Below are 3506 nucleotides of genomic sequence, written 5' to 3' on the forward strand. Positions count from 1 at the left end.
TGAATACGGCTTAACGGAACTCGGAACAAAAATGCTTCCAATTGTTAATTCACTTGCTGACTTTGGTAACTACTATAAATCAATTATTGAACAGAATTAAGTACGTTAGTATTTGAACAGCTCGAACAATTTCAGTTTATAAAGCATTATCTCTTCGGTAGTGCTTTTCTTTTACCCTATTTTAGAAAGGATGGTGATGTGGTTGACTAATTTTAAATCTTCGGATGAAAAAACTAAACAAGCTTTTGAAATGATTGAACAATGCCTTTATATCCGATTCCATTAATCGAGGACTTTATAAAACAGGTGTTTCAGTAAAAACAGATGATAAGCTGATGACTTTAGCGACTTGCGATACAAGAAACGATAATAAAAGGATTGTCATACTAGCAAAACGAATTGATCGATTCAAAAAGTCTATAAATTCATGAAATGTTAATAATTCTATGCTATTGTAGAATTAGATAAATTGAAATTTAAAGAGGAGGAATAATGCAATGAACTTCTTTGAAAATACTCGTAAGCCACAAGGCTTCGGCGGAAAATTGATGACGAAGATGATGAACATCGGCCACGCCAAGTTATCACAATGGGGATTCTCAAATATCTCAGTGAATCCGGACGCTGCGGTACTGGATGTTGGCTGCGGAGGCGGTGCAAATATTGTAGTCTGGTTAGGCAAATGCAGAAATGGACATGTGACAGGAATGGATTATTCGGAGGTCAGTGTGGCAGAATCTCAAAAACTGAACGCCGCCGCCATTAAACAAGGGAAATGTTGCGTGGTTCAAGGTGATGTATCCGCTATCCCTTTTCCTGATGCGGTTTTTGATTATGTTTCTGCTTTTGAGACAGTTTACTTCTGGCCGGGATTGAAAAAATGTTTTTTTGAGGTAAACCGAGTTCTGAAAAACGGAGGGACATTTCTGATTTGCAACGAATCTGACGGAACGAATGACGCAGATGAAAAATGGACAAAGTTGATTGATGGTATGAAGATTTACACCTCTGATCAACTCATTGCTGCTTTGAAAGAAGCAGGTTTTACAGAGATAAAAATGTATTCAAATACAAAAAATCATTGGATAAGTATTGTTGCAACGAAATAGCCAATTTCCAGTTTATAAAGCATTACCTCTTCGGTAGTGCTTTTCTTTTACCCTATTTTAGAAAGGACGGTGATGTGATGGCTAATTATAAATCATTGGATGAGAAAACAAAACAAGCTTTTGAAATGATAGAGCAAGGCGTGAAAGATGTGTATTCTTCTGAATCTTTTAAACGATATTTGTCTTGTTTAAGTAAGTTTCATAGCTATTCATTGAACAACACTTTATTGATATTGGCTCAAAAGCCAGATGCAAGTTTAGTTGCAGGATATCGTTCCTGGCAGGCAAACTTTAATCGTCATGTGGATAAAGGTGAAAAAGGATTGATGATTCTTGCTCCTGTAACGTATAAAGAAGATCGATTAATTAATAAAGTAGATGAAAACGGAAATGTTGAATTGGATGAAGCTGGTTCACCTATTCAAGAACAACGGCAAGTGAATGTGACTCGTTTTAAAACAACTACTGTATTTGATATATCACAAACTTCTGGTGATCCTCTTCCCTCTTTGATTCATGATTTAACGGGTTCTAATAATGAAGCTAAGGCAATCATTCAATCCGTGCAATCTATCTGTACAATTCTCATTGAATTTAAAACAGAAACAGAAGATTTGAATCTCATGACAGGAGCTAAGGGATACTATTCTCCTAAAGAAGATAAGATTGTGATTAATAAAGATTTGCAAGATCTACAAATTGCCAAAACATTAATTCATGAGTATGCTCACAGCATACTTCATAAACAAACAGATAAAAATCAAAGCCAACGAGAAATTGAAGCCGAATCGTTGGCTTTTGTATTATGTGATCATTTTGGACTAGATACTTCTGAATATTCATTTGGTTATATTGCTAGCTATGCTGATAAAGATTTTGATGAATTGAAATCTATCTTAGTTAATATTCAAAGTACGGCTCATGAAATGATTGAACAACTAGAACCTGTATTCAAGGAGAAACTGCATATGATAGAAATGAAAAGTAAATATATAACACCATTAGAAATGGAACAAATGAATCATGATATTGTGATTCAAGTTTCTTCTTTGATGGAACAATATAAAGATGCATTAAATGATCCAAATGTATCCACTTCGGATATTCATGAAATGGTGGATCAACAAATCTATGATGTTATCAATAGTAAGCTTGAATATTCTGATCAAGCTTTTTTATTTGGAAACAATCACGACTATTATCAAACACTACGAACAATATGTTTTGAAGCATTCACGGATCCCAATTTTGATTTAAGTAAGAACTGGTTTATTGAAAATTCAATCGAACATAGAAACTATGAATTATTTGAACAGATTGCCCAACCATTACTTACAAATGATGCTTACTACATGAAATATGCAACACCTGGCTTTATGGATCTGAATGTGGAAATCATTGATGAAAATCGTTTTGCGATGGCTCATAACTATGAATTGAATGGAGATCTAATGGCTGATCCAGATATTGAATTTACGGTGGATAAAGATAACAGACTGCTCTATCCACAGTCTTATCAACAGGATAACCTTCAATTTTATGAACGAGTGGATGGTGATCCATTTCGTGCTAATGAACTCAATCGATTTATGAATCAGTGGATTCACAATATCCAGGAACAAAAATACAAAGTCGAAACGGTTTATACAGATGAATTCGAATTATCCACAAAAGAAAATCCAAGTGGTGTACGTAAGTTTTGTAAAGAACATGGAATTGCAAAAATGGCACCAAAAAACAAGGAGTTGGAAAGATGAGTCAACGATTTATACGAAAAGACGTTCTAGAAAAAGTAAGAACCTTATCTGCTTTTGATTATTTAAGAAACTATGCTCCAGACCTGTTAGTAAAAAATGGGAGAACAGATTATTATCATCGAGATCATGATTCCTTGCATTTTTCAAATGGAAAATGGTATTGGTGGTCACAAGGCAAAGGTGGAACATCCGCACTCGATTATTTAATAATTGTGGAAGGCTATGAATTTAAAGATGCGTGTAATTATCTATCCGATTTAATGAATGTGAGTGCCCCGGTTACGACTTTCTATCATCCAAAACCAGCTAAACCGTTTGAATTGCCTGTCAAAGATAAAAACAATGATTTAGTGATTCGTTATCTTTGTGAAGTACGAAAAATTGACAAAGATATTGTAGATGATTTCATATCCAAAGGAATGATCTATCAATCCGCTAACTTCAAAAATGCAGTATTTGTTGGATATGATAAACATAAACCAGCTTATGCGTTTAAGCGAAGCATCTTTAAGAATTTTAAACTGGATCATGCTGGTAGTAATAAGGCATTTAGCTTTAATTACACAAATCCAAAAAGTGATGTACTCCATGTTTTTGAAGCAGCCATTGATCTATTATCCTATATGACACTTTTGAAAAT

3 protein-coding genes are annotated in these 3506 nt (G+C 34.2%); all 3 read left to right on the forward strand.

What is annotated here, in order from left to right; genetic code table 11:
- Positions 1–497: 497 nt before the first annotated feature.
- Positions 498–1109: a class I SAM-dependent methyltransferase gene (locus ACZQCL_RS07600; protein WP_482482575.1), complete on the forward strand. Its 612-nt coding sequence runs from the start codon at positions 498–500 to the stop codon at positions 1107–1109.
- Positions 1110–1186: 77 nt separating this feature from the next.
- Positions 1187–2866, forward strand: a complete 1680-nt coding sequence (locus tag ACZQCL_RS07605; protein WP_482482577.1) for a DUF6908 domain-containing protein — start codon at positions 1187–1189, stop codon at positions 2864–2866.
- On the forward strand, positions 2863–3506 hold a 644-nt coding region (locus tag ACZQCL_RS07610), incomplete at its 3' end, for a DUF3991 domain-containing protein (RefSeq protein WP_482482579.1). The genes ACZQCL_RS07605 and ACZQCL_RS07610, both read left to right, overlap by 4 nt.

Source organism: Holdemanella sp. (assembly GCF_056804935.1).